This window comes from Tahibacter harae (assembly GCF_024437735.1).
In the GTDB taxonomy this organism is placed as follows: domain Bacteria; phylum Pseudomonadota; class Gammaproteobacteria; order Xanthomonadales; family Rhodanobacteraceae; genus Tahibacter; species Tahibacter harae.
The window spans coordinates 121,460-146,836 of sequence record NZ_JANFQO010000010.1; the positions used below are offsets into that span (position 1 = coordinate 121,460).

General features: G+C 70.7%; 22 protein-coding genes. 13 read left to right on the forward strand and 9 right to left on the reverse strand.

The features are described from left to right. Positions 1-198 precede the first annotated feature (198 nt). The 4 genes from NM961_RS12510 to NM961_RS12525 form a co-directional block, all read right to left on the reverse strand. Complete coding sequence (locus NM961_RS12510; protein ID WP_255914723.1) at positions 199-3,777, reverse strand: S8 family serine peptidase; 3,579 nt, start codon at positions 3,775-3,777, stop codon at positions 199-201. A gap of 253 nt (positions 3,778-4,030) precedes the next feature. Further along, positions 4,031-6,946, reverse strand: a complete 2,916-nt coding sequence (locus tag NM961_RS12515; RefSeq protein ID WP_255914724.1) for a TonB-dependent receptor — start codon at positions 6,944-6,946, stop codon at positions 4,031-4,033. Beyond that, positions 6,943-7,929: a FecR family protein gene (locus NM961_RS12520; protein ID WP_255914725.1), complete on the reverse strand. Its 987-nt coding sequence runs from the start codon at positions 7,927-7,929 to the stop codon at positions 6,943-6,945. Before NM961_RS12520 ends, NM961_RS12515 begins: the two co-directional genes overlap by 4 nt. After that, positions 7,926-8,498 carry an RNA polymerase sigma factor gene (locus NM961_RS12525; RefSeq protein ID WP_343231916.1) on the reverse strand — a complete coding sequence of 191 codons (573 nt, stop codon included), beginning with the start codon at positions 8,496-8,498 and terminating at the stop codon, positions 7,926-7,928. Before NM961_RS12525 ends, NM961_RS12520 begins: the two co-directional genes overlap by 4 nt. A 291-nt stretch (positions 8,499-8,789) precedes the next feature. Here NM961_RS12525 and NM961_RS12530 point away from each other — a divergent pair, with 291 nt between their 5' ends. Further along, positions 8,790-9,449, forward strand: a complete 660-nt coding sequence (locus NM961_RS12530) for a TetR/AcrR family transcriptional regulator (protein ID WP_255914726.1) — start codon at positions 8,790-8,792, stop codon at positions 9,447-9,449. Positions 9,450-9,866: 417 nt separating this feature from the next. Here NM961_RS12530 and NM961_RS12535 read toward each other — a convergent pair whose 3' ends face one another. From NM961_RS12535 to NM961_RS12545, 3 genes are read right to left on the reverse strand one after another with little or no spacing between them, the layout of a single operon-like run. Continuing rightward, on the reverse strand, positions 9,867-10,667 hold the full coding sequence (locus NM961_RS12535; protein WP_255914727.1) for a LytR/AlgR family response regulator transcription factor: 801 nt from the start codon (positions 10,665-10,667) through the stop codon (positions 9,867-9,869). Beyond that, entirely contained in the window at positions 10,667-11,806 is a 1,140-nt protein-coding gene (locus NM961_RS12540; RefSeq protein WP_255914728.1) for a sensor histidine kinase, read from the reverse strand. Before NM961_RS12540 ends, NM961_RS12535 begins: the two co-directional genes overlap by 1 nt. Further along, positions 11,803-12,105 carry a hypothetical protein gene (locus NM961_RS12545; RefSeq protein WP_255914729.1) on the reverse strand — a complete coding sequence of 101 codons (303 nt, stop codon included), beginning with the start codon at positions 12,103-12,105 and terminating at the stop codon, positions 11,803-11,805. The genes NM961_RS12540 and NM961_RS12545 overlap by 4 nt, the downstream gene beginning before the upstream one ends. A gap of 139 nt (positions 12,106-12,244) precedes the next feature. Here NM961_RS12545 and NM961_RS12550 point away from each other — a divergent pair, with 139 nt between their 5' ends. Further along, the gene (locus tag NM961_RS12550; protein WP_255914730.1) at positions 12,245-12,640 is read left to right on the forward strand and encodes a four-helix bundle copper-binding protein; all 396 of its coding nucleotides are present in this window, start codon (positions 12,245-12,247) and stop codon (positions 12,638-12,640) included. 106 nt (positions 12,641-12,746) lie between these two features. Here NM961_RS12550 and NM961_RS12555 read toward each other — a convergent pair whose 3' ends face one another. Then, entirely contained in the window at positions 12,747-13,349 is a 603-nt protein-coding gene (locus NM961_RS12555; RefSeq protein ID WP_255914731.1) for a hypothetical protein, read from the reverse strand. Between the two features lie 221 nt (positions 13,350-13,570). Between NM961_RS12555 and NM961_RS12560 the strand changes: the two genes are divergently transcribed. From NM961_RS12560 to NM961_RS12590, 7 genes are all read left to right on the forward strand, one after another. After that, positions 13,571-14,149: a hypothetical protein gene (locus NM961_RS12560; protein WP_255914732.1), complete on the forward strand. Its 579-nt coding sequence runs from the start codon at positions 13,571-13,573 to the stop codon at positions 14,147-14,149. A gap of 722 nt (positions 14,150-14,871) precedes the next feature. Further along, positions 14,872-15,102 carry a hypothetical protein gene (locus NM961_RS12565; protein ID WP_255914733.1) on the forward strand — a complete coding sequence of 77 codons (231 nt, stop codon included), beginning with the start codon at positions 14,872-14,874 and terminating at the stop codon, positions 15,100-15,102. Positions 15,103-15,138: 36 nt separating this feature from the next. Further along, on the forward strand, positions 15,139-16,299 hold the full coding sequence (locus tag NM961_RS12570) for a radical SAM protein (protein ID WP_343231917.1): 1,161 nt from the start codon (positions 15,139-15,141) through the stop codon (positions 16,297-16,299). Positions 16,300-16,307: 8 nt separating this feature from the next. Then, positions 16,308-18,209, forward strand: a complete 1,902-nt coding sequence (locus tag NM961_RS12575; protein WP_255914735.1) for a RiPP maturation radical SAM C-methyltransferase — start codon at positions 16,308-16,310, stop codon at positions 18,207-18,209. Further along, on the forward strand, positions 18,206-19,372 hold the full coding sequence (locus NM961_RS12580; protein ID WP_255914736.1) for a radical SAM protein: 1,167 nt from the start codon (positions 18,206-18,208) through the stop codon (positions 19,370-19,372). The genes NM961_RS12575 and NM961_RS12580 overlap by 4 nt, the downstream gene beginning before the upstream one ends. Beyond that, a complete protein-coding gene (locus NM961_RS12585; RefSeq protein ID WP_255914737.1) occupies positions 19,369-20,961 on the forward strand; it encodes a class I SAM-dependent methyltransferase in 1,593 nt (530 codons plus the stop codon). The genes NM961_RS12580 and NM961_RS12585 overlap by 4 nt, the downstream gene beginning before the upstream one ends. Beyond that, on the forward strand, positions 20,958-21,788 hold the full coding sequence (locus tag NM961_RS12590) for a Rossmann-like domain-containing protein (protein WP_255914738.1): 831 nt from the start codon (positions 20,958-20,960) through the stop codon (positions 21,786-21,788). The genes NM961_RS12585 and NM961_RS12590 overlap by 4 nt, the downstream gene beginning before the upstream one ends. A gap of 226 nt (positions 21,789-22,014) precedes the next feature. Here the strand turns inward: NM961_RS12590 and NM961_RS12595 are convergent, their stop codons facing one another. Beyond that, positions 22,015-22,437, reverse strand: coding sequence for a universal stress protein (locus tag NM961_RS12595; RefSeq protein WP_255914739.1), 423 nt, complete (start codon positions 22,435-22,437; stop codon positions 22,015-22,017). A 475-nt stretch (positions 22,438-22,912) separates the two neighbouring features. Here NM961_RS12595 and NM961_RS12600 point away from each other — a divergent pair, with 475 nt between their 5' ends. The 4 genes from NM961_RS12600 (at position 22,913) to NM961_RS12615 (ending at position 25,346) form a co-directional block, all read left to right on the forward strand. After that, positions 22,913-23,320 carry a GFA family protein gene (locus NM961_RS12600; protein WP_255914740.1) on the forward strand — a complete coding sequence of 136 codons (408 nt, stop codon included), beginning with the start codon at positions 22,913-22,915 and terminating at the stop codon, positions 23,318-23,320. 282 nt (positions 23,321-23,602) lie between these two features. Beyond that, a complete protein-coding gene (locus NM961_RS12605) occupies positions 23,603-23,959 on the forward strand; it encodes a DUF488 domain-containing protein (protein WP_255914741.1) in 357 nt (118 codons plus the stop codon). Between the two features lie 253 nt (positions 23,960-24,212). Further along, positions 24,213-24,605, forward strand: a complete 393-nt coding sequence (locus tag NM961_RS12610) for a hypothetical protein (RefSeq protein ID WP_255914742.1) — start codon at positions 24,213-24,215, stop codon at positions 24,603-24,605. Between the two features lie 237 nt (positions 24,606-24,842). Beyond that, a complete protein-coding gene (locus NM961_RS12615; protein ID WP_255914743.1) occupies positions 24,843-25,346 on the forward strand; it encodes a hypothetical protein in 504 nt (167 codons plus the stop codon). The last annotated feature ends 31 nt before the right edge of the window (positions 25,347-25,377 follow it).

Here is a 25,377-nt window from a genome sequence, read left to right on the forward strand (position 1 = left end):
AGCCGCTTCGTTTACGGCTGCGTACAGAAGCCCGCAACGCCACCGCACTCCGCCGCCAGCCTGTAGCCGTCTCCGCGGCGGATCAGTACCGCAACGCCTGTCGCCGGCACGCAGCAAAAAGCAACAGCACGCAAAAAAAAAAACCGGGCGGCGTCTCGCGACGCCGCCCGGCCGGGCGCTACCAGCTAGCGCCGCGTCTTATTGGCAGACGTACGGCGACGGCTCGAACTTGTCGCCGAACACGTAGTCTGCATCGCCCACGCGCACCGTATCCAGCCAGAAGCCGCCGTAATCGGTGTTGGCATCGCTGGATACGCGCCAGCGCACGATCACGTTCTGGCCGGCATAGGCCGCCAGGCTGCTGCTGAACGGCTTGAACACCACCTGGCCCGCCGGCGTGTCGTTGGAGCCGGAGTTGGAGCTGGCCGTGCTGGCGCCGTTGAACGCGCCGTGCGAGGCGGCGTAGCCGCACAGGTTGCCCGGCGGGTTGCCGGTCTGGGCGAAGGTGCTGGGATAGCCGCCGGCCGGCGGCAGATCGGTCCAGGTCGCGCCGTCGTCGCTGGAGACTTCGACCACCACGCCATCCCATTGCGATTCGAGGTTGTAGCGGGCGTTGTAGGCCAGCACGGTGTTGGCCGTCACGGCCAGCTTCTCGGTGTGGATGGCGGCGCAGTTCGGGCCGCTGGAGCCGGCCGGACCGCTGTGATAGCTGTGCGTGCCATCGGCGGCGGCGGTGTCGGCGATGATCCAGGAACCTTCCAGGCGGGCGTAGACCTTGGTGTCCGCGTCGTCGAGGTAGCTGCGCGGATCCGGACCGGCGGCGCCGCTGGGCGTGGCGCCGATGATGCCGGAGGAACGATCGTTGCCGAAGGCGTCGGTCGCCACCGCCTTGTAGAAGTACGGATGGCCGTTGTCGACGGTGGAGTCGGTCCAGTTCGGGCTGGCCAGGTTGGAGACGATGGTCTGCGGCGCGGTGAACGCGGGCGAGTCGCTGCGCAGCAGCCTGTACGTGATCGCGCTGGACGCCGGGCAGGACGAAGTACTCGCCGCCCAGTTCACCGTGACGCCGCAGGTTGCGCTGCGGCCGTTGGCACCGGTGATGCCGAAGCTGGATGGCATCAGGCTGCAGGTATCGGCCGAGATCACATCCACGCAGGCCGAGGCCGTGCCTTCGACATCGTTGCTGATGCCGCGCACCTTGTAGGCGTACTGGTAGCCGCCGATGGTGCGGTCATCCAGCAGCGGCGAAGCCGCGCCGCTGGCGACCAGGCGGAAATCGCCGGCGGCCGCCGTGGCGCAGGTGCCGTTGGCGCGATACAGCTGGAAGCCCTGCGCACCGCCCGCGGCGGCGAAGCCGATGCCGACACCGGCGGCGCCGTTGCTGGCCACTGCGACGCTGGTCGGCGCGGCGAAGGCCGCGCCGTCAGGCAGGCCGAAGGCGCCGGACACGGCCAGGCCGTAGCCCTGGCGGTCGGACAGTTCCGAGCCGTTGCCCGGCACCGCCGTGCCGATCACGCGGAAGGTGTAGGCGCCGGCCGCCGGCGCAGTCAGGCGCACCTGCTCGACCGTGTTGACCGCATCGGCGCTGCCGCCGGTGGTGGACACGCCGCCGGCGAACACGTTGCCGCGGTAGACGGTGCCGCCCGGCCCGGTCACTTCCAGGTCAAGGTTGTTGACCAGCATCGCGGCCGAACCCGGCACGCCCGGCAGGTCGTACCAGGTTAGGGTGGCGCGCAGCTCGGCGCCGGCGGCCACGTTGTTGATGGTGTAGCTGTGGCTTTCGCCGGTGCTCAGGCCGCTGGCGTTGGTGCGCTCGAACAGGCGCAGGCGGCGCGTGTCGTCGCCACCGGTCAGGGTGTTGGAGAACCACAGGTTGCCGTCCAGCCAGGCGCGGCCCCAGCCGGTGTCCATGGTCGGCCAGTTGTCCAGCACGCGCGTGCCGTTGAGCAGCACGGCCTTCATCACCACGCCGCTGGGATTGAGCGTGTCGTTGGGATTGCGCGCACCGCGCGGATAGAAGCCGTCGGTGAAGAACTGGCGCACCAGGGCGGCGTTGCCGGAGATGGTCGGCGTGGCCATCGAAGTGCCGCTCTTGGTGCTGGTCACCGGCGCCTGCACGGTCGCGGTGATGCTGGTGTCGCCGGCGGAGGAGACGATGGACGTGCCCGGCGCCATGATGTCGGGCTTGATGCGGCCGTCCAGCGTCGGACCGCGGCTGGAGAAGGCCTGCAGCGAGGTGCTGCCGCCGTGCAGCAGCGCGCCCACGGTCAGCGCATTCTTGGCGTTGCCGGGCGAGCCGACCGAGCTTATGCAGACCGCGCCGACGACGTTCTCGGCCGGACAGCCTTCGGCTTCGCTCAGGTCGCCGTCATTGCCGGCGGCGATCACTACCAGCAGGTCTTCCTTGTCGCGCGTGACCAGGTCGACGTCGGCATCGCTGCTGTCGTAGTCGCCGAAGGTGGTGCCGCCCCAGCTGTTGCTGTGGATGCGTGCGCCGCCGGCGTTGGCCTGGCGCAGCGTATTGGGCCAGTCGTTGATCTGCAGGCAGCCGGTGGAATCGTTGCCGATGTCCTGGAACAGAAGCTGGGCATTGGGCGCCATGCCGTCGGCGAGGTCATGGTTGGCCGCCAGCGGCGTGGACGCAGTATAGGTATTCGCACCGAAGGTGCCGGCGGCATCGCCGGCAACCGAACCGTTGACGTGGGTGCCGTGGAAGCCGGTGGGCGCGCTGGTCGGACGGCAGCGCAGGTTGTTGTCGCCGGTGGTCGCGCCGGGCTGCACCCAGTAGGCGAACACCTTGTTGTTGGCGAAGGTCGCGCCGGTCGCCGGCGGCACCGGGGAGCTGCCCGGCGTGATCGCGGTGACCGGGCCGCTGCCCTTGTCCAGGGTGGTGAACCAGGCTTCGTCGGCGTCCAGGCCGGAGTCGGCCACGGCGACGATCTGGCCGCTGCCGAAGATCTGGTGATCCCACAGCGGCGCCGGGCCGCAGATGGCGCCGTTGCCGGCGCAGGCGCCGGTGGCATTGCCCTGCAGCGCGGCGACGGAGCCCGCGTTGCGCAGCTGCGGTTCGGCCCAGGGCGCGATGAACTGCACCGCATCCAGCGCGCTGGCGGCGACCAGCGCCGCGTCGATGTCGCCGGCCTTGACCGAGAAGCGCACGCGGCGCGGCGCATGGGCGTCGTTGCTTACGTTGAGCACTTCGACATCGGCCACCGCGCGGCGCAGCGCCGCGGTCACTGCGGCCGGGTCTTCGCCGAGGAAGGTTTCGATTTCGAGGTTGTAGCGCGCGTCGCCGCGGTCGCGCAGGCCGGCGCGCTTGCTGCTCCACAGGCGCGGATCGATCTTCAGGCCCGGCGCGACCGCGCCGGCCCAGCGCACGCCCGCCGCGGCGCGCACGCCGCCGAGGTCGGCGCCGTTGAGGCGCACGTAGTAGGCATTGTTGGGCACATAGCCGAGGAAGGTGACGCCGGCGGCTTCCAGCGCGCGGCGCGCCTCGGCGTCGGCCTTGCCGAACTGCACGATCGCGTAGCGCGGCTGCGCCGGTATGCCGGCGAGGCCGTCCACCACTGCGGCGGCGTCGATATGCTGGCGCAGCGGATCGAAGATGCCGGCGCGCAGCAGCAGGCGGCTGGCATCGCCGGCGGCGGCAGCCACGGCCTGGGGCGACGGCGGCGACGGCGCGACGGCGCGGGTTTCGACGGTGGCGGCCTGCGACAGGCCCGACAGGACTAGCCCGACCGCGAGGGCCAGGGACTTTTTCGCGAACGACGAGGACATTTCGACTCCTGCTACTACAGTGCGGCAACGGCACGGGAATGCTGGCGCGACACGCGGTGGTCGCCTCATCCGCGCCAGAAGAGCCGGAATCTAGCCGCGCGCGGCAGCGCCGCCCTGGACGGCGGCGGACAGGAGCACAGTGGACTGAACAAAGCCCTTGCCGCGTCCAGTAAACGGGTATCGCAGACGAAAGCGGCCAGCCCGGCGACCGAGGCGAGAGCGGCGCATGGCCGGGCCCGCAGACGGAGCGGACTCAGAAACGGTAGCCGAGGCTCAGCGAGTAGTAGCGTCCGACGGGATCGTCGAACAGCACATTGTAATTTGCGGAATCCGCATTGTTGTATACCGGCTTGCGGTCCAGCGCATTGAGCACGTTGAAGGCGGCGTTCCAGTGCGCCGAGCCTTCGTAGCGCAGGCCCAGGTCCAGCGTGGCGAAGCCCGGCGTGCGGCAGGGGGCGTCCTGTGCGCAGCTGAGCGTGTCGCCGGCGAATTTGGTGTTGCGGTAGGCGCCGATGTAGGTGACGTTGGCCGTCGCCGTCCACGGTGCGCGGCTGAAGTCCAGGCCCAGCCGCGCGCGCAGGCGCGGGTTGGAGTCGTAGCCCAGCAGATGGATGGGCGCGGCGTCGTCGCGGGTCTGCGCTTCGCGCCGGTCGGCGTAGGTCGCGTCCAGGCGCGCGATCCAGTCCGCGCCGCCGCTCTGCAGGAAACGGTACTGGCTGGCCAGGTCCACGCCGCGGGTCTGGGTGCGGCCCAGGTTCACCGGATAGCGCCGCAGCCCGATCAGGCGCCCTTCCTTGTCGTGCTGCAGGAAACCGGGGAACTGCTCCGGCTGCTGCAGCGCATATTCCAGCGGCAGCACGCTGATCTCCTGCTGGCGCCGGATGTCGTAGAGATCCACGCCCAGGCTGAAATCCTCGTTTGGCGTGTAGACGAAGCCCAGCGTGTGGCTGCGCGAGGTCTCCGCTTCCAGCCCGCGCGGATTGCTGCCGGAAAAGATGCGCAGGCGGCATTCGATGCTGTTGCTCTCCAGCGCGAACGGCGTGTCTATCACCTCGGCGCAGGGTCCCAGTTCCGCCGGCACCTGCAATTCGCGCTGCTCGCTGAGCACGGTGGGACGGTTCAGATCCAGCAGCGACGGCGGCCGGTAGCCCTCGGCCGCGGTCGCGCGCAGCAGCAGCGACTCGGCCGCGCGCCAGCGCAGGCCCAGCTTGGGCGACACGGCCGAGCCCACCTGCTGGCTGCGGTCGAAGCGCCAGGCCAGCTCGCCGCTCAGGCGCGGACTCAACGGCAGCTCCAGCTCCGCATAGGCCGCTGCGCTGTTGCTGCTGGCGCGCTGCACGTAGCTGCGCTCGCCGAACAGGCGGTCGTCGGATTGCAGCAAGGGATCGGGCACGTCCTTGACCTGGGTGTGGCGCGCCTCGGCGCCCAGGCCCAGCATCGCCGCGCCGGCGGGCATTTCCCACAGCGGACCGCTGGCGCTGACGACGAACTCGGTCAGGGTGGAACGTCCCTTGCGCCGCAGCGTCGGCGACAGCTGCGCCAGCGCGTCGGCGGCGTTCGGCCCGCCCAGGCGGTAGCGGCCCTCGTCGAACAGGCGCAGCACTTCGCTGGGCTTGAGGAACCCTTCGATGCGGTCGCTGACACCGTTGCCCTGCAGCGAGAGATCCGCATTCCACTGCCAGTCGCCCCAGCGCCATTTGCCGCCCAGGTCCAGCGCGTGCGACAGCGATTCGGTGGTCTCGCGGATGGGCCCCACGTCGGCGAAGGAATACAGCACCAGCACGGTCGCATCCGGCCGCGGGCTGCCGTCGGTGCCGGGCGGCAGCAGCAGGCCCAGCGCGAACGGCGCGGCTTCCTGGTGCTGATCGACCTTGGCCAGGCGCATTTCCGCATGCAGTTCGGCTGCGGCATCCAGCTCGCGGCTGGCGCGCAGGAACAGCGAGCGCACGTTCTGGCCGGTCTGGATGGTGGTGTATTTGGCCTCGTCCAGGCGGCACAGGCCGTCCTCGTCCTGCAGCCGCGGCGCGCAGCCGGGCACCGGCGCCAGGCCGGCCTCGCCCTTGGAATCGACGTAGAGGTAGTTGCCCGGAAACGAATACAGGCTGCGGCTGTCGCCCAGGCCCTGGCCGCGCCGGTCCAGCGTGTACCAGTCGCGCCCGGCGCCGGTCAGCGGCTCGCGCTCGGACCAGTCCGCATGCAGCAGTACGCGCACCGGGCCCTGGCCTGCGCCCAGCGTGGCCGAGGCGCCGCGGCGCTGGGCGTCGCCGCGGCTGGAGACGCCGTAGTCGACGCTGGCCTGGGCGCCGTCGAAGCTGCGCCGCAGGATGATGTTGATGACGCCGCCGATGGCGTCGGCGCCGTAGATGGCCGAGGCGCCGTCGCGCAGGATTTCCACGCGCTCGATCAGGCTCAGCGGGATCGCGTTCAGATCGACCACCTGCCCTGCCCCGCCCAGGGTCAGGCCGTAGGGCGCGAGGCGGCGGCCGTCGACCAGCACCAGGGTGGCGCGCGCGCCCAGGCCGCGCATGCCCACGGTGGAGGCACCGGCCGCACCGCCGTAGGCATAGTTCGCCGCCGGCGAGGCCGCCATCACTTCCGGCCGCATCGCCACCTCGATCGCCGGCTGGGTGCGCAGCACGTCGATCAGGCTGCGCAGGCCGCTGCGCTCGATTTCCTCGCGCGTGATGACGCTGACCGGCGAGGCGCCCTCCCATTCGGCGCGGCGGATATGCGAGCCGGTGACCTGCACCGGCGTCAGCGCCGTGGCGGCCGCGGCGGTCGTCTCCGCCGTGCGTGCGCGCGGCGGCACCTGGCGCGGCGGCAGCAGCGGCTTGGCCGCGGGCCGCGGCTTGAGCACATAGGTATTGGCATTGACCGGCTCGGCGATCAGCCCGCTGCCGTTGAGCAGGGCGGCGAGGGTTTCCCGCGCCGGCGTGCGCGCGGCGACGCCGCTGCTGCGGCGGCCGGAGACCAGGGCGGCGTCGAACAGGATTTGCAGCCCGCTCTGGCGCGCGAACGCCGTCAGCGCATCGCCCAGCGGGCCGGGTTCGATGCGGTATTCGATCGCCGCCGGCACGTTTTCCGCGCGCAGGGGCACCACCGGCGCTGCGCACAGCGCCGCCAGCAGCAGTCCCTTGCCGTGGCCCGTCCGGAAGCGGCGTCGTGTCACCGGGTCATTGGCGCTCGCAGCACGATTTCGCCCTCAGCCTCGCGCTCGGCCCGCAGCGACCAGCCGCTCTGCAGGGCCTTGATCAGCGCCTCCTGGTCGCCCGCATGGAACACGCCGCTGACGGCAATGCGGCCCAGGGCCGGCTCGCCCAGGCGCACCTGCACGGCGGAATAGCGGTTCATCTCGCCGACCAGGTCGGCCAGGGCGCGGTCCTTGAACACCAGTTCGCCGCGCGGCCAGCCGCGCGCCGCGTCGATGTCGGCCTTGCCCGCGGCGATGCCGCCGGCGGCGTCGATCTGTGCCTGGGCGCCGGGCTTGAGCACGGTCGGCGCACCGGCGCTCTGCGGCGTCTCTATCGCCACCTCGCCTTCGAGCAGGGTGACCAGCACCTGGTCCGGCTGGCGGCTGACCTGGAAGCGCGTGCCTATGTCGTGGATGGTGCCGTTGGCGGCATAGGTGACGAAAGGACGGCCGGGCTCGGCGGCCACGTCGATCTCCACCCGGCCGCGCTCCACCGTGAGCGCGCGCCGCTGCGCGCTGTAGCGCACGCTGATGGCCGAGTCCGTATCCAGCAGGGCGCGCGTGCCGTCGTCCAGGCGCACCTCGCGCCGCTCGCCCAGGCGCGTGTCGTAGCGCTGCTCGCCGGCGCCGCGCCAGTACACACCGGAGACCAGCGCGGCCAGCGCGACCGAAGCGGCCAGCGCCGCCCAGCGCCAGCTCCGCCGCGAACGCTGCGCCGCGGCATCGCGCAGGGCGGCGCGCGCGGCGGCACCGATCAGGGCGTCCTGGGCCAGTTCGCGCACGCGGGCGTGCAGGTGCTCGGCGCGGACGTAGCCGGCGCGGTTGTCCGGGCTGGCCTCGCACCAGGCCTCGAACGCGGCCTGATCGGCCGGGCCGGCCTCCGGCGAGGCCAGACGCGCCACCCAGCCCTCGGCGCTGTGCGGCAGGTCCGCGGCTTCCGTGCTGATGTACTCCAGTTTCATGTCGTCTCCGCGGCGCGGGCCGCCTTCTTGTCCACCCGTTCGCGCAGGGTCGCCAGCGCCTTGGTTATCTGTTTCTCGACCGCCTTGACCGAAATGCCGCAGTGGCGGGCAATCTGGGTATAGCTCAGCCCCTCGATGCGGTTGAGCAGGTAGATCTGCCGGCAACGCTCGGGCAACTGCAGGATAGTTTCGCGGATCAGGGCCAGTTCCTGTTGGTCCGCAATGCGCTTTTCGTGCGGTACATCGGACGATGGCAGGTCGACGATCCCATCGTCCAGGCTCAGGTGGGCGCCGTCGGCCCGGGTCGCGCCGCGCCGGCTGCGGTCGTTGAACGCATTCAGGGCGATGCGGAACAGCAGCGGCCGCCAGGCCTCGACCGGCTCGGACTCGCGGTAGCGCACCAGGCTGAGGAAGCTTTCCTGGGCGATGTCCTCGGCATCCGCCTCGCACGGGGTCAGGCGGCGCAGGAAACCCAGCAGGGCCGCGCGCTGGTCGGAGACGAAACGTTCGAACTGCGCCGTTTTCGGCAGCGACGGGATCAGCGCGAGGGTCGGTTCGGGACGGCTCATCGATCAGCTGGGAAGAGGCACGGCGGCGCAGGGTGCGGCAAGGGAGCCTAGCGGCTCGGTCCGGCCGGATCCAGCAAGAATAACCGCAGTCGAGACACTTGTTCACTGCCGCAGCGGCGGCGGCCTGCCGGGCCTGCCCGGCGGCGGCTGTACGTACCGGAGCGTCCGGTACGGCCGGAAAATTGTCCGTACAGCAGAGGTAGGGGGGTAGGCCCTGTGCTGCGTAGTACCCGCCGAGGACGCCGATCGCCGCGGAGCGTGGGGCTTCGTGATCCGTCCAGAGGGAAAGCCATGAGTGCCAGCGACAAGATTTCCGACCTGACCGGCAAGGCGCGTATCCGCAACGCCGCCCTGCACCTGTTCTCGGTGCGCGGCTATGCCAACACCTCCCTGCGCCAGATCGCGCACCGCGCCGGCGTCTCGCTGTCCCTGGTCACGCATCATTTCTACAGCAAGGAACAGCTCAAGCTGGCCGTGGACCAGGCCGTGATCGCCAGCTTTGAACAGGCGATCGACTGGGTGCTGTCCATCACCCTGCGCTCGGCCGACGAAGTGGCGGCACAGATGGCCGAGGCCCTGGGCGAAATCATCGATACCCGCCCGGAAGTGCGCCTGTACATCCGCCGCGCCGTGTTCGAGCAGACGCCAGCCAACGGCAGCTCGCTGATGGAGCGCCTGCTGGAGCTGATGGATGCGACCCTGGCGCGCATGTACCGCGCCGGCGTGCTGCGGCGCGACGCCGAATCGCAGTGGCGCCCGGCGCAGATGCTACTGCTGACCTTCGGCCCGGTCCTGTTCGACTGGCTGGTCAAGCCCAATGCGCCGGACGCGGCCAGCCCGGATACGCTGCGCACGCGCTGCCATTCCGGCCTGCGCCTGCTGATGCACGACCTGTCCGCGCCCGCGCCGTTCTTCGGCGCCGACGGCCGCGGCGTGCGCGGCGCCGCCTGAGCGCTGCGCTGCAGGCCGCACGGCTGAGCGGCCGCAGGCTTTCCATCCTGGTTTGATTGCCCGCCGCAGTGCGCAAGCGCTGCGGTTTTTTTCGCGCCGCCAAACGCGCGCCGGGCAAGACGCCTCCCTTCGTCCTGGGGTAGGACGAAGGGAGGCTGCGGCGTCCGGCTGCCGCAACCGGCCGGTGCGAGCCGGCGAGAGCGCCGGGGGGACGGTGCTCCCGCCGAGGGCCTTGTTCGCCACCAGCCGGCGCAGCCACTCTACGTCAGCGCGTCGGGCGCCGGCCTGCACGAACACACGCCGCTTTTGCAACGGACTGCACCCTGCGCAGCAATCGGACAGGCGGCTGGATCGCGGCCGCGCGTCCTGACAGGGCCGCTGCGTTCGGCGCAGTGGCGGTGCGCCGCAGGCCGGCTGTCAGGTCCGAGCGCTCACCCGGAAGCGCTGCGCCTGCAATGTTTCCAGCACGCTCTCCACATGGCTGGGTCCCACCGCCAGCACGGTATGCGGCGCCAGTACCAGTTCCAGCGCGCGCGGCCCGCGCCGGCGCAGCGACTGCACCCGGGACAGGTTGACGATGGTGCTGCGGTGGATGCGCAGGAAGCGGGCCGGGTCCAGGCGTTCCTGCAGCGAGGCGATGGTGTCCTTGTGCAGCAGCGGCGATCCGGGCCGGTGCAGCAGCACGTAGTCGCCCTCGGCCGAGATGTAGTCGACCGAGTCCAGCGCGACCTGCACCAGGTCGTCGCGCACACGCACCCACAGGCTGTGCTCATAGCTGCCGGCCGCGCGCGGCCGCGCTTGCTGCAGGGCCGCGAACAGGGCCTGCAATTCGTCATAGCGGGCCTGCGCCGTGCGCGCGCCCAGGCGCTGGCGCGCGCGTTCGACGGCCTGGGCGAAACGCTCGAAGCTGACCGGCTTGAGCAGATAGTCCAGCGCCTGGAGTTCAAAGGCGCGCACGGCGTATTCGTGGAACGCGGTGACGAAGATGATTTCCGGCAGCGGGCCTTCCGGCCGCAGCGCCTGGGCCACGGCCAGGCCGTCCTGGCCCGGCATCTTGATGTCGAGCACGGCCAGGTCCGGCGCCCGTTCGCGGATCATGGCGATGGCCTGGCGGCCGTTGGCGGCACAGCCGACCAGTTCCACGCCGGGCGTGCGCGCCGCGGCCAGTTGCAGGCGCTGCAGCGCCAGCGGTTCGTCGTCGGCCAGCAGCACGCGCATCAGGCGCTGCCCTCGCCGGCCAGCTGCGCCCAGGGAATACGGATCTCGCTGCGCCAGCCGCCGCCGCCGCCGCCGGCGCAGGGGCCGGCGGCCAGCTGCGCCGCTTCGCCATAGGTCGCCTGCAGGCGCTGACGCACATTGGCCAGGCCCAGGCCCAGGCCGCCGCGCGCCGGCACGGCACCGGTGCCGTCGTCCTGCACCCACAGGCGCAGGACTTCGCCGTCGCGCGCGGCGCCCAGCGTCAGCGTGATGCCGTCCTCGGATTCGGCCAGGCCGAACTTGATCGCGTTCTCCACCAGCGGCAGCAGGATCAGGCTGGGCACCGGCAGCGCGGCGCAGTCGTCGGCGATGCGGTACTGCACGCGCAGGCGGTCGCCAAAGCGCAGGGTTTCCAGATCCAGGTATTCGCCCAGCGCGCGCACTTCCTCCGCCAGGCTCAGGCTGTGGTACGGCAGGTTGCTCAGCGTATGGCGCAGGAAGCTGGACAGGGTCAGCACGGCTTTTTCCGAATCCTCGTTGCGTCCCAGGGCGATCAGGCTGGCCAGGCTGTTGAGCGTGTTGAACAGGAAATGCGGATGGATCTGCAGGCGCAGCGCGAGCAGCTGCGCCGCCTGGGCGGCGGCTTCGGCCGCGGCCAGGCGCTGGTCGCGCCGGCGCACCTCGATCGCGTTGGCCGCGCCGACGTAGAGCGCGCTCCAGGAGACGAACACCCACAGATAGGTGAGGTAGTCCTCGATCAGCTCCTGCGGATGCAGCCAGCGCTGCGGGTTGTTGAGGTAGTGGCTGCTGAAGACGCGCCAGATCGCCGCGCCGGCCAGATCCAGCAGCGCCGCGGCCGGCAGCGCCAGCGCCAGCGCGTACAACAGCATTTTCCACGGACTGTGCCCGCCGCGGCGCAACAGCAAGTGCATGCCCAGACACAGCAGCGCACCGCAGACGCTGGCCAGCACGCGCGAGGCCTGCGCGCCCCAGTCGAACACGGCGCCGGGCGCGTACAGCAGCAGGCTGCTGCGGATCAGGAAAAACGCGCTCCACACGCCGGCGGCGAGCAGCAGCGCGGTGCGCTGCAGCGACAACGCCGCCGGCGGCCGCGGCGCCGCGGCGGATTGCCCGTGCCGTAGCGCACTGCCTGCCGTCATCGCGCGGTCTTGTCCGTCATCGGAGCCATGGCGGAATCATCGCCGATTCGCGCCGGCACGCTGCGGGCCGGCTGGCAAACCCGTCCGGCGTGATCGGCTGTCAACGAACTCTGCCGCAAGGGGAGCAGCACGCCAGCCCATCGCCAGGCCGCCGTCCGGCCGACGGCGGCGACGACGGAAAAGCAGGCAGCCTGCTCGCTCATTTCCGCGCTTGCGGCACTGTGCACGACCAGCGGCACGGACGCGAAGCGGGTGGTGCGGACGATATCCCGCAGCGCCCAGCCGCGGCGTCGCATCACGCGGCGCGAAAGCCAGCGGCACGCCTCCTGCAGTCCCTCTGCGCCCGGCACGGCCGGACAGCGCGGGCAGCGGGCCTGCGGCCGTCCATTGCCGCGACCGGCAGCGTGATCCCTTTTCCTTCGCAACCGGAGAACAGCCATGCCGCACAAGACCGCGATTTCCACCGAAATGACCCGGTGCATAGAGCAATGCCTGGCCTGCTATACCACCTGCCAGCAGACCGCGCTGCAGCACTGCCTGGAACTCGGCGGAGACCATGTCGAACCGGGTCATTTCCGCCTGATGCTGGACTGTGCCGAAGTCTGCCGCGCCAGCGCCGCGCTGATGATCAACGGCTCGCCCTACCACACCGAGCAATGCCGTCTCTGCGCCCAGATCTGCCGCGCCTGCGCGGCGAGCTGTGCGGAGCTGGACGACATGGAAGACTGCGTGCAGGCCTGCGAGCGCTGCGCGGAATCCTGCGAGGCCATGGCGGCGCAGGGACCGCAGGCGGGCAAGGCACGGCACCGCGGCGCGGCAGCGCGCACGCAGTAATTCCGCGGCAACGCCGCAGCAGTTGCTGCAACCCGGCGCTGCGGACGCGACGCCGGTTCCGCCGTGGCCGGGCAATGGCGCAGCCGCGCCGCGGACCGGTTGCGCCTCAGCGCCGCGGCCGGCCGTCACGGCAGTTCCGCTGCGCATCGGCGCGCGTGAAGTCGGCGGTCCAGTTGGTTTCCCAGCTGCGGCCGTCGTAGGAAAACGCCTGCTCCCAGCGCGCGTGGTCCTGGTCCAGCTTGTGCCAGCGGTAGCGCACTTTCACCGCGCGGCCGGCATCGCTGTCCTCGCCGTAGAACTCGCCCAGCGCACCGTCGAAGCCGCCGACCACGGGCGCCTCCAGCCGGCCGCTGCGGCTGTTGATCCAGTAGATCGACCACTGGCGTTTCTCCAGGTCGAAGGTACGCACAGTGAAGCCGGCCCAGCCCTTGGTCGGAAAGACCAGTTCGTCGGCGGTGACCAGGCCGTCGAGGTAAGGCGTCATGCACAGCGTGGCCGGAAATTCCTCCCAGTCCGCGCTGCCGCGGCCGCGCTCGCGCAGGCGCCGCTGCTGCGTGCTCCAGGCACCGGCGAAATAGTCGAAATCGCCGCGGCTGCCGTGGCGCTGCAGGGTATAGCCGGGCGGATCCGGCAGCGGTGTCTGCGCCGCCGCGGCACCGCCGAACGCCAGCGCCGCGCACACGATCAGTCCACCGCGTCGACTGGCCATGCCGCAACCCGAATTCACTCTCCCATCGCGCATCACACACCTCGCAGCCCCCGGCCGATCGCCGGCCCGTCCAGGCTAGGCAATCCGCCGCGCCGCGGCATGGTTAGCGGCGCGGTTTTTCGATGAAAGCGGCAATAGCGTCGCCGAAGCTGCGCCGACGGCGCCGGCTGGCTGCCACGCTTGCGCCGCGCCGGATCCTCCGCGCCTGACAGGAGCCTTTCATGCACCACGACGCCGATCGCCGCACGCTGATCCAGTTTTCCCTGCTGGCCGGACTGGCCGGCCTGCTGCCGCCGGCGCGCGCCGGCGAAGCCACCGCCGCGACCGGCACGGCGACACCGCAGGATTTCGATTTCCTGGTGGGCACCTGGCGCATCGCCCACCGCAAGCTCAAGGACCGCCTGGTCGGCAGCCAGGAATGGCTGGAATTCGAGGGCAGCTGCCACATGCACAAGCTGCTCGACGGACTGGCCAATGTGGACGACAACCTGTTCGAGGTGCCGGGCGTGCCCTATCGCGGCGTGACCCTGCGCGCCTACGACGCGCAGACGCGCAACTGGCGCATCTGGTGGCTGGACAGCCGCTTCCCGCAGAAGATCGACGTGCCGGTGGTCGGCGGCTTCGCCGACGGCGTGGGCACGTTCCTGTCCGACGACGAATGGAAAGGCACGCCGGTCAAGGTGCGCTTCCGCTGGTCGCATATCACGCCGACCTCGGCGCGGTGGGAGCAGGCCTTCTCCACCGACGACGGCAAGAGTTGGGAAATCAACTGGAGCATGCGTTTCACACGCACGGCCTGAGCGCCTGCCGGACCGCGGAGATGCCTTGCGGCAAAGGCAGGCCGCGGTGTCCCGGCGAACCTGCCGCCGCCCTGCCTGCCGTCCGCAGCAGGCGGCGCATTTCTGCAACGGCTGCGACGGTGCGCCGCGCGGACTGCTGCCGACCTGTCCCGGACACTGGCCGTAAAGACGGCTATGCGCCTGTACTCCCGTGCCGCACAGGCCGACCTCGGTTTCCTGCCCGTCCGATCGGGACGGGCCACCGCCGCCGCGGCAATCTGCCGGATTGCCCATGCAAGCAGCTCCGCCGGGCGGCGGAACAGCACACCGCCGCACGCACGATCGACGCCGCGCACCGGCTGCCGCAGCGACCATCTTTACCTTGCGCAATTTCGCCACTTTTCCCATCGCGCCGGCAGCGGATTGTCCGCGCGAGGATGCAGGCGGCGGAACGCGCTTTCCGTGCACGCCAGGCCGGCACCTATCTTTTCCCCTAGCGCAATTGCGCAGCCTTTCCCATCACCGCCGCATGCCGTCCGCAGCCGCGCCGCAGCCACCTGCGCCGCATTCCGCCGCACCTTCTCGACGCCGCCGCAGCATACGCCGCCAGCCCCATGAATTTGCTGGTTATTCCTGAAACATAGTAGATAAATATTTATGTTTACTTATCAAGTCACATGTGTACCATTTGCCAAGAGGCGCAACGCCTCATCCGACCAACACGTCACACGGGAGTACTTAAGATGGGTACTGCAACTGTCACGAACGTCGCTCTGGATACCAACAAGCTGCAGGCGGCCGCCGTAGCGCTGAAAGCGGAAAAGGATGTACTCGGCCTGCTCGAAGCCGATGCCAAGGGCTTCCTCGCCCGCTTCGGCGTCACCGTCGATGACGCCACCGCCCAGTCCATCCAGCAGCGCGTCGCCGGCCGCAGCGAGGCGACGCCGGCCGCCGTGGTGCATATCGACGTCTGAGGCAAGCCACAGGCAGAACGAAACGGGGGGAAGCGCATGAGCGATGAGCTGAAACTCGGCCGGTCGGCCGCGCCGGGCAACTGTGTCGCTCCACGCAGCCTCGTGCTCAATCTGACTCTGCAGTGCCCGCTCCGTTGCGGGCACTGTTGCTATCGCTCCGACATGGGCCAGCACGGCTGCCTGGATCTCGCCGCCGCCTGCCGCGCCATCGACGACGCGGCGCGCATGGACAGCGTGCAGCAGGTTTCTTTCGTCGGCGGCGATCCTTTCCTGGTCCCCGATCTCATGCGCCAGGCGCTGCAGCATGCGCGCGGCCACGGCCTGCAGGGCACGGCGACCACCAGCGCCTTCTGGGCGCGCTCCCCGGCCCGCGCCCGCGCCATCCTTGAACCGCTGGTGCAGGCCGGGCTGGGCGAACTGGTCGTCAGCTACGACGACGCCCATGCCGAATTCGTGCCGCTGCGCAATGTGGAGAACGCCGTGGCGGCGGCGCGGGAATTCTCCCTGCGCCTGTACGTAGCCGTGACGCTGGACGCCGGCGCGCGCATCGACGCGGCCTACCTGCGCCGGCTGCTGCATATCGCCGAGGGCGATCCGCGCGAGACGGTCTACGAAGTCCTGGTCAACGCCACCGGCCGCGCCGCCGACAACGCCGCGGCCGATGCCGCGACGGCGCGGCGCGCGGACAGCCGCGTCTACCGCGGCGCCTGCCATTCCGCGCTGCAGAACATCCAGGTCACTCACACCGGCCAGATCCTGCCCTGCTGCGGCGTGCTGCCGCACGATGCGCGCATGGTCATCGGCGACGTGAGCCGCGGCGACCGCGTCGACGAGGCGGTGGCAGCGGCCTACCAGGATCCGCTGTGGAGCTGGATCGCGCTGGAAGGCCCGGTGCAGGTGCTGGTACAGGCCACGGCCGGCTCGGCACAGCCGCTGGCGGCGACGGATTTCGACGGCATCTGCTCGGCCTGTTCGCGCCTGTTCGGCTCGCCCGAGCTGCTGGCCGCCGCGCGCGCGGCGGCGCAGCGCAAGCGCGCCGATCTGGGCGTACATACCAGCGTGCTCGCGGCGCTGGGCCTGTGGCGGCCGCCGCAGCCTGCCGCGGCGTCGCCGCCTGCCGCGACCGCCGCGGCCGCAACCGCAGCCGCCCCGCCCTCGCCCGCCGCGGCGCAGGCCGCCGGCACGGCAACCGTCTGAGGCCGGCCGTGCGTCCCGCCGTCCTGCTCTGCGTCGCACCGGTGCTGTCGGTACTGCGTCCGGCGCTGGGTCCCAGCACGCTCAAGGCCGCGCTGGAAAGCGCCGGCATCGCGGCCGAAGTGCTTTATCTCAACCTGCACTTCGCCGAAGCCTGCGGCGTAGAGACCAACGAGTGGCTGGCCGAGGACGTGCCTACGCACCTGCTGGTCGGCGACTGGCTGTTCGCCCATCTGCTCGCCGGCGCCGAACCCGCCGGGGCCGCGGCGCACGCGCAGACCCTGCGCGAACACGCCGGCCCGGCACGCTGGCGCGAACTGCTGCGGCTGCGCGCGCGCAGCGAAGGCTTCATCGCCGGGCTGGCCCGGCATGTCCATACGCGCGGCGCGGCCGTAGTCGGCTTTTCCAGCATGTTCCAGCAGACGGCGGCTTCGCTGGCGCTGGCGGCACAGCTCAAGCGTCTGGCACCGGATACCCATATCTGTTTCGGCGGTGCCAACTGCCACGGCCCCATGGGACCGGCCCTGCTGCAGCGCTACGGCCAGATCGACAGCGTGTTCACCGGCAATGCCGAAGCCGTATTCGCCGCATTCACCCGCGGCGTGCTCGACGGACGGCCGCGGCCGGTGCCCGGCGCCGTGCTGCGCGGCGGCAGCGAAGCCGCCCGGCCGGCGCCGCCCGCGCGCCTGGACCAGGCCCCGGTGCCCGATCACTCGGACTATTTCCGCTATCTGCGCGGCAGCACCCTCGGCGCGCAACTGCGTCCGGCGGTGCCGTTTGAGTCCTCGCGCGGCTGCTGGTGGGGGCAGAAACACCACTGCACCTTCTGCGGCCTGAATTCCGATTCCATGGCCTTCAATGCCAAGCCGGCGCCGCAGGTGCTGGACGAGCTGGCGCAACTGGCGCAGCGCCACGGCGTGGCGCGCTTCTGCGCCGCCGACAACATCATGGCGCTGGAACATATCGAACAGGTGTTCGGCGTGCTGGAAAGCCGCAGCCCAGGCTGGCGCTTCTTCTACGAGATCAAGTCCAACCTGTCCGAGGCGCGCCTGCGTACGCTCGCCCGCGGCGGCGTGACCTGGGTGCAACCGGGCATAGAAAGCCTGGACGACCGCGTGCTGCAGATCATGCGCAAGGGCGTCACCGCGCTGGCCAATATCCGCCTGCTGCGCAATTGCACCGAACTGGGCATGGGCGCGGTGTGGAACATCCTGTACGGCTTCCCGCACGAGCCGGCCGATGCCTATGCGCGCATGGCGCGCCTGCTGCCGCTGCTGCAGCACCTGCGCCCGCCGACCAGTTGCTCGCGCATACGCATAGACCGCTTCAGCCCGAACTACGAGCAGTCCGCGGCCATGGGCTTCAGCCAGGTGCGCCCGGCACCGGCCTATGCCGCGCTGTATGGCGGGGATGCGGCCTGGCTGGAGCAGGTCGCCTACTTCTTCGAGGGCACGCCGCCGCAGGGCGAGCAGTTCGGCTATGCCGACGCGCTGCGCGCCGCGGTGCAGGACTGGCGCGACAGCTGGTACCGGCACGAGGAAGTGCCGGAGCTGCGCCTGGAGCGCCTGGGCCCGGCCGCCCTGGTCAAGGACACGCGGCGCTGCGCCGTGCAGGCGCTGCATCTGCTGCCGCCGGCGGCGGTCGCGCTGCTGGACGGCTGCCGCGATCCGGCGCCCGTCAGCCGCCTGCTGCAGCACAACGCCGCAGCACATCCGGACAGCGATGCGGAAGCGGATTTCGCCCGCCTGGTGGAACTGGGCCTGGTCCTGGTCGACGGCAACGCCGCCCTGTCCCTGCCCGTGGACGGCGCCGACACGGTGATAGACGCGGCCGGGCGCGCGGACTTTCCCTGGGGCCATGTACTGCCCGCGCCCGCGGATGCCGCCGCCCGCCGTGCGGAGCTGCCCACATGAGCGTGGAGCTGCGCCCCCTGGGCGACCGCTGCAATATCCAGTGCCGCTACTGCTACCAGGAAGGCACGCGCCACGCCGCCGCGGCCGCGCCGCGCTACTCCCTGCCCGGCATGCTGGCTGCGCTGGAGGAATTGGGCGAACCCTTCGTGCTGTTCGGCGGCGAAGCCCTGCTGGTGCGCGACGAGGATCTGGAAACCCTGTTCGCCTACGGCCTGGAACAGCACGGCATCAACGCGATCCAGACCAACGGCGCGCTGATCGAGGCGCACCATATCGACCTGTTCCGCCGCTACCGCGTGCGCGTAGGCATTTCCCTGGACGGCCCGGGCGAACTCAATCTCGCGCGCTGGGCCGGTTCCGCCGGCCGCACCCGCCGCGCCACGGCGCGGGCCGAAGCCGCGCTGGACCGGCTCTGCCGCGAAGGCCTGGCGCCCAGCGTGATCGTCACCCTGCACCGCGGCAACGCCGCGGGCGAGCGCCTGGCCCTGCTGGCCGGCTGGATACGCCACCTGCACGCGATCGGCGTGCAGCGCGTGCGCCTGCACCTGCTGGAAGTGGATACGCACAACGACTCGCAGGGACTGCGCCTGAACGATGCGGAAAACCTGCACGCGCTGCGCAGCCTGCGCCAGCTCGAAAGCGAACTGCCCGGCCTGCGCTTCGACCTGTTCCGCGAAATGCGCGACATGCTGCTGGCGCGCGACGCGGTCAGCTCCTGCGTCTGGCAGGCCTGCGACAGCTACGCCACCCGCGGCGTGCGCGGCGTCGAAGGCGGCGGCGAACGCAGCAACTGCGGCCGTACCCACAAGGGCGGCGTGGCCTACCTGGCCGCGCCGCGGCGCGGCTACGAACGCCAGCTCGCCCTGTACGCCACGCCGCAGGAACGGGGCGGCTGCGCCGGCTGCCGTTTCTTTCTGATGTGCAAGGGCAACTGTCCCGGCACCGCGCTGGAAGGCGACTGGCGCCTGCGCAGCGAACACTGCGCCACCTGGTACGGCCTGTTCGAGGATCTCGAAACCGAGTTGGCGGCCGCCGGCGAACAGCCGCTGTCGCAATCGCCGCGGCGCGCGGCCTGCGAAGCCGAACTGACTGCGCTGTGGCAGGCCGGCCTGGACGAGAGCCTGCAATCGCTGACCCGCCGCCTGGGCGTGGCCGCCGCATGAGCCTGCGCCTGCTGCGCCTGCCGCTGGCCATCGGTGCACCGGCGCCGCGGCTGCAGCTCGCTGCGCCGCGCCTGGCCTGGGCCGGCCGCGTGATGCAGGCCACCTGGACGCCGCGTTTCGAGGCAGTGCGCGCTGCGCTGCTCGCCGTCGAACTCGAACAGCTGGCACAGGGCGCGATCAGCGCCAGCGCAGTCGACTGCCTGGCCGGCGACGTATCCGCGCTGACCGCACTGCTGCGGCCCCGCGAGCTGGCTGCGATCCCGCTGGGTGCCTACGCCGCCGCGCCGCCGGACAGCGCCGATCCGGCCGCCGTCGTGCTCAACTACCGTTTCGCCCTCGTCCGCCGCGAACGCCTCCCGCTGCTGGTGGAAGCGCTGGCCGCCGACGATCTCGAACGCCTGCTGCAACTGGCCGCCTTCCCCGCGTGCTGCCGCGCGGCGCTGGTGCGGGCACTGGCGGCGGGCGAGGATTTGCCGCTGGCGATCCATGCGCATGGCGCGGCATCTGCCGCCGGCCCGGCCTCCTGGGACAGCCCGGCCTTTTCCGCTGCCGGCGCAGCATCCGGCAGCGGCCCGGCTTCCGCTGCCAGTTCGGCGCTCGCGGCCGGCCCGGCCGCTGCGGTCAATGCCGCAGCGTCGCCCATCGAAGCCAACGCCCTGCTGCAACCGCTGGGCATCGCCGCCGTGGCGCACGTCCCTTGCAGCGCGGCCTGTACGGCCTCGCAGGCGCTGGGGTGCGAGCGGCTGGAACGCGGCAGCGCGGCCGGCCATGCGCAGGCCATGGCCCATCTGCGCGCGGCGCTGGCCTGGCCGGCCAGCTATTCGCAGCGCAACGGCATTGCCGAAGTGCAGACCGCGGCGCTGCGCCTGGTACAGGAAAGCGCACGACGCGAACCGCAGCTGACGTATCGCTGGCACCCGGCGGCAGCTGCGTCCATCGCGGCCGGCGGCGGCGCCGATGCCGCAGTGGCGGATCGCACCGCGGACACAGGCTCAGCCAGCCCCATTGCAGCAGGCCATAGTGCAGGTGTCGCGGCCATCGCAGCCGACACCGACCTGGACAACCCCGCTGCCGCCGACTACGGCTTCGCCTCGCTCCACGCCTGGCGCATGCGCCAGGCCGCGGTGGTGTGGGAACAGTCGCGCCGGCTGCGCGGCGGCGGCAGCTTCATCGACTTGGCCTGCGGCGACGGCTATCTGCTGCAACTGGTGGAAGCCGAGACACGGCGCCTCAGCGTGTTCGGCCTGGACCGCAGCGAGGCCCAGATCGCCCGGGCGCAACGGCGCCTGCCGCACCGCAGCCTCTGCCTGCGCCACGGCGATATCGCCGGACTGGCCGCCCAGGCCCCCGCAGGCGGCTACGATTTCGCGCTGTTGCGTCCGGAGGACCTGCTGCCGTTGCCCGAACCGGAACGCCGGCACAGCCTGCGCACCGTCTTCGGCGCTGCGCGCCAGGTGCTGGCCTATGCCAGCGACCAGGCCTTGCGCCGCCACGGCAGCCTGGGCGGGTTGCTCACCGCGGCCGGCCTGGCTGCAACGCGCACACCGGCTGCCGCGGATATTTCCGCCGAGGTGCAGCCATTGCCGTGAACCTGGCCCTGGACTGCCTGCGCCACCTCGGCGACGCCGGCCTGCTCGCCGGCCGCGAACTGGAAGAAATCATCTTTACCGATTTCTACAGCGCCGCCGTGCTCGACAACGGTGCCGCCGGCTGGGCGCTGAACTATGCCGCGGCACGTCCCTGGCGCCGGCGCGAACGGCGCTGGCTGCACCGCGCGCGCCAGGACAGCCTGCTGCGCCGAACCCTGTTCAGTACCTCCGTGCCGGCCGAAGCCGCCGGCCTGCGCGCCGCACTGCTGGCCGCCCTGTCGCTGCCGGCGCTGCAGGCGCCGACCCGCTACGGTTTCCGCAGCGAAACCGATCTGCCGTCCCCGCTGCTGGACAAGGCCTGCCATGCCGCGGTGATCGGTTTCGGCGGACTGATGTGGCGCCTGTTCGGCGTGCCCGGGCTGCGCTCGCTGCGCATACTCGACCTGGGCCTGCAGCGGCGCCGCGGCGAAATGGAAAGCGTTGCCGCAGCGATGCGCCTGGCCCGGCCCGCACTGCGCATCGAACTCGGCGACGGCCGCGAGCTGGCCCTGCACGACTGCGACACCGTCAGCATCACCGGCTCGGCCCTGTGCAACGGCAGCCTCGACAGCCTGCTTGCCGCGACCCGGACCGGGCAGCAGGTCATCGTGCAGGGACAAAGCATTGCCGTGCATCCGCAGGCCCTGTTCGACCGCGGCGTCGCCGCGGTGCTGACCACGCGCAAATCGTCCGCGCTGCTGCCGCTGGCCCGCGCCGACCGCAGCGGCGCGGCGCTGCGGCCGTGGTTCGAGGGCGGCAATGAACGGCTGTGCCTGTTGCCGGCGTGATCGCCAGCCTGTCGCCGCAAAGGGCTGCGCGGTCGCGGACGCGAATCTGGATTCGCTATCCGCCCTTGCGGCAACTCGGATAAGCGCGGCAGCCTACACGCCCACAGCCTGTATCCAGACGGGACCGCCGCGGGCTGTCAGCCGGCGCCCCCGCGCCGGCGCCCATCGGCGCCGGCAGCGGCAGGCGCAACCCAGTGCTACATACCGCCGTGACCGGCGGCGGCGCTCAGCGCACCACCAGCACCGGCACCGGACTGCTGGCCAGCACCTTGGTCACCACCGACCCCAGCAACAGGTTGCGCAGGTTGCCGCGCCCGTGGGAGCCCATGACGATCAGGTCGGCCTGTACGGCCTTGGCGCTGTCGCGGATGACTTCGGCCGGATCGCCGACTTCGGCGCGCACCTGCACAGCGACGCCGGTGGCTTCGAGGGTTTCGCGCGCGCGGCGCGTGGCTTCGGCGGCGTTGTCGGCGTGGTAGCTGTCTTCCTCGGTCCGGCCCAGGGCCGAGGCCACGTGCGGCGGCAGCGGCGGATCGCCATGGCAGAGCACCACCTGCAGCGCCGGGTCGAGCCTGGACCAGTGCGTGATTACGTAGTCCACGGCGCGGGCGCTGTGTTCGCTGCCGTCTACGGCGATCAACAGTTTCATGCGGGCTCCTCTGGCTGAGTCGTTGGGAAAGCATGCGCCGCGGGGCGGCGGGGCTTCTTGATCCGGATCAAGCGGGGGCATCGGGGATCCGCGAGATGCAGGTGCGGCGGCATTCGGTGCTGCTGCTTTCCGCTGAACACCCGCACGCGCGCCGGACCCGCCCGGCACGAATCCCAATTCCGAATCGCCATCCCTGCCCCATTTATCCCGCCAAACGTTTGCCCCACGTGAAATGCGCTGTTGCGGACAGGCGCGGTACGGACAGTTTTTCCGGCCCCGCGGCCATACCGGCCACGTGCTGGCTTGTCGTTCCGTCACCCTGCAGCGCGCAACCGCAAAACCGGTTGCGGCATCTGCACACGCCAGGTGCCGGCCGTGCTATTCACTGCGGCTGTCGCGCGTTCAATGCGGGCAAGTCTTGCCCTCATTGCGGCCTAAGCTGCACACCTGCATCGATTTCCCGGAGGAGAGCATCATGAGCAAGAAGACCTATACCGGCAGCTGCCACTGCGGCGCCGTGCGCTATGAGGCCGATATCGACCTGGAGGCCGGCACCGGCCGCTGCAACTGCTCCATCTGCAGCAAGCTGCGCAAATGGGGCGTGACGATCAAGCCGGAGGACTTCCGCCTGCTGTCCGGCGCGGACGACCTCAGCGACTACCAGTTCAACACCCGCTCCGGCCATCACCGCTTCTGCCGCCATTGCGGCGTGCATGCCTTCGGCGACGGCTATGTCGAGGAAATCGGCGGCGCCTATTACTCGGTCAACGTGGCCTGCCTGGACAATATCGACCATGCCGTGCTGGGTACGCTGCCGGTGCAGTATTTCGACGGACTGCACGACAACTGGTTCAACACGCCGGAACACACCAAACACCTGTAAGCCTGCGGCGCGGGGCGCGAGCCACGCCCTCGCCGCCGCTGCGCCGCCGGCACACGGCGGCGCAGCCGGTGCGCAGCAACGGTGTCCTGCGCGGAAACCTTCGGCGCGAAGGCGAACAAGACGGCACCGCTGCATGGATTGCCCACGCCGCAGCGACGGCGCCCGCGTAACCGGCCCTGAGCATCCGCACCGCCGCACAACCCGCGCCGCTTGAAGCGCATCGCCCAGACCTTATGCTCAGGCGCAGGCAGCGCCGCCTCGTCACTTCAGGCGAGTTCCGCAATGGGCACACCCCGACTGGCGATCAAACGCATCTACGAACCCGCTGCGGCCGGCGACGGCCTGCGCATCCTGGTGGACCGCATCTGGCCGCGCGGTATTGCCAAGGCCGAGGCCGGACTGGACGACTGGTGCCGCGAGATCGCGCCCAGCACCGGACTGCGCCGCTGGTTCGGCCATGAGACGGAGCGCTGGGAAGAATTCCGCCGGCGCTACGCGGCCGAACTGAAACAGAACCACGCCGCCGTCGAAGCCCTGCGCGCCCAGCTGCGCGGCCGCCATGCCACCCTGCTCTACGCGGCGAAGGACGAGAACCACAACAACGCGGTCGTGCTGCGCGAGTTCCTGCTGCGGCATTGAGCCGTCCGGAAACAGACGCGGACTGGGCACCCGTGTTTCAGATCAAGCGCTTTGAGCGCGGATCCCGAGGCTGTCCGCCTCCGGTCATGGCCCCGAGCACAGGCTCTGCTGCCGGCCGGCGGATTGCCTCAGCCTGGACAGCCGTCCGCTACACTCTGCGACGCTCGCGGCCGCCGCCGCGTACTTCCCTGCATGCCGGCCCAAGCATGGCCGCCGCGGCCGCAGCGCCGGGCCGGCGAAAAGGAGATCCCCCATGCGTACTACCCTGCTTCCCCTGGTCCTGCTGGCCCTGGCCGGCTGCGCCACGCGGCCGGCGCCCGCCGACCGGCTGGCCCGGCTGCTTGACGGCCGCAGCCCCGGCGAACCGGTCAAATGCCTGCAATTGCGCGATATCCGCTCCAGCCAGGTCATCGACGGCATCGCCATCGTCTACACCACCCAGAACGGCACCCTCTACGTCAACCAGCCCAAGGCCGGCGCCGCCTTCCTGCACAGCGACACCATCCTGGTTACCGACACCCACACCTCGCAGCTGTGCGATATCGACACGGTCAAGCTGATGAACCCGGGTTCGCGCATGATCACCGGCAGCGTGGGGCTGGATCTGTTCGTGCCGTATCCCAAGCCGAAATCCACCAGGCACTGAAACCGCAGCGGCGGAAAAGCACGAGATCGGAAATCCGGCGCGGCAATGATCGGCCGCGCCGGCGGCGCGCCGCCTTCGCGGTCAGCGCGATCGCCCAGACAGCACGGCGTGGCGATGCCGCAAGTCATCTCGGCGCTCAACGCTGTCCGCTCGACGACAACCGTAGAAGCGCCCACGCCAGAATCAGCCCGCCTCTGCCATCATCACCGGCCTCGCCTAGCCAGTGCCGGCTCTGCCATGTCCGACAGCAATTACACCGACTACCTCAAGCGCCAGTATCCGCAGATCGAATCCGTCGCCACGTTTTACGCCGAACAAGGCGCGGCCAATCCGCTGAACTGGGCCGTGGCCGAATGCAAGGGCGAGCCGGCCCTGGCTACGTTCGTGCTCGTCCAGGCGCTGCGCGCCGAGATCGCGCCGGAGGAATCGCTGGACTGGGCCGAACAGGCGCTCCAGGGCAATCTCAATGTCGAGGACGCGCCCTTGCTGCAGCAGGCCGCCGAAGCGCTGCGGCATTTGCAGGAACGCGGCGTGGATCTCGCCCGGCTGACGCCGCTGGTGCGTGCCCTGCAGACTCACACCGTACGCACTATCGCCGCGCTGCTCGACCAGGGCCCGGCCATTTCCTGCCTGCCGCTGCCGGCGGACCGCCCGGCGCACTGGGCGCTTTACGCCGTCGATGCGCAGGACCGGCCGCAGGCGCCGCTGGCCGGCCTGCATGGGTTGGTCGACGGACGCTAGCGGCGCGCAATCCGGAACCCTGACCGGCGGA